Source organism: Rhodanobacter sp. MP1X3, from assembly GCF_014207165.1.
In the GTDB taxonomy this organism is placed as follows: Bacteria; Pseudomonadota; Gammaproteobacteria; order Xanthomonadales; family Rhodanobacteraceae; genus Rhodanobacter.
On sequence record NZ_JACHCO010000024.1, the window covers coordinates 1 to 1,492 of the forward strand.

Genomic DNA, 1,492 nt, shown 5'->3' on the forward strand with positions numbered 1-1,492 from the left:
CCACCTTCGATATCTCTGCCGGTGGCAATCAGGCAATCGGCGCCCTCTCCGGCGTCGCTGGCAGCAATCTTGCGCTGGGTGGCAACTCGCTCACCTTGAACGGTATCGGCAACGCCAGCTTCGACGGCGTGATCGCCGGCACCGGCGGCCTGATCAAGAGCGGCTCTGGCACTCAGACTCTCGATGGCGCCAATACCTTCAGCGGCGGCGTCAATCTCAACGCCGGTGGTCTGATCGTCGGCAACAACAGCGCGCTCGGCAGCGGCGTACTCGATGTCACTGGCGCCGCGACCCTGGCCTCCAGCGGCAACATCACGCTGGGCAACGGCGTCACCCTGGGTGCCGGTTCCGGTCTGGCTGTGCAAGGTGCGGGGGCGTTGACCCTCGGCGGCGTGATCTCCGGTGCCGGCGGCCTCACCATGAGTGGCAGCTCAACGCTGACGCTGAGCGGTGCGAACACGTATGCCGGCGGCACCAACATCCTGTCGGGCACCCTGGCCATCGGTGCCGGTGGCAGCCTGCTGTCGACCGGCGCGGTGACGCTGGGCGGCAGCGGTACGTTCGATATTTCCGCGAGCGGCAACCAGAGCATCGGCTCGCTGGCCGGCACCTCGGGCAACGTCAATCTCGGCGGCAATGCGCTGACCTTGGGCGGCGTGGGCAATGCCGACTTCGGCGGTGTCATCGCCGGCACCGGCAGCCTGGTCAAGCTGGGCGCCGGCACTCAGACGCTCGATGGCGCCAATACGTTCAGTGGCGGCGTCAATCTCAACGCCGGTGGTCTGATCGTCGGCAACAACGCGGCGCTCGGCACCGGCGTACTGACCGTGGGCGGTGCGACCACCCTGGATTCCAGCAGTGCGGTCACGCTGGGCAATAACATCGTGCTGAATGCCGGACTGACCGTGCTGGGCACTAACGCGTTGACCCTGGGCGGTGCGTTGTCGGGTATCGGCAGTCTGACCAAGGACGGCAACGCCACCCTGACCCTGGACGGCGCCAACACTTATACCGGCAACACCTTTATCGATAGCGGCACGCTGGCGCTGGGCGCCGGCGCCAGCCTGTTCGGCAGCGGCATCGTGAATCTGGCCACCGGTGCCACGTTCGATCTCTCCGCCGGCAACGGTACGCAGACCTTCGGCACCCTGGTCGGTGGCGGCACGGTCAATCTGGGTGCCAACGACCTGACCTTGGGCAGTGCCACCAACGGCACGTTCAGTGGTTCGATCGCTGGCACCGGGTCATTGACCAAACAGGGCACCGGCACTGAAACACTCACCGGCAGCAACACCTTCACCGGCGGCACCATCATCGACGCCGGCACGCTGGCGATCGGCGCCGGCGGCAGCCTCGCGGCGAACGGTGCGGTGACCCTGAGCGCGGCCGGTACCGACTTCGATATCTCCGCCGGTGGCAATCAGGCGATCGGCGCACTGAATGGCGTGGGCGGCAGCAATGTCACGCTCGGCGGCAATACGCTGACCCTGGG

1 protein-coding gene is annotated in these 1,492 nt (G+C 66.8%); it reads left to right on the forward strand.

Annotated elements, in window-relative coordinates; all coding sequences use genetic code 11:
- Positions 1–1,492, forward strand: a 1,492-nt coding sequence (locus HDE79_RS21745) for an autotransporter-associated beta strand repeat-containing protein (RefSeq protein ID WP_184605308.1), incomplete at both ends; no start/stop codon positions are given.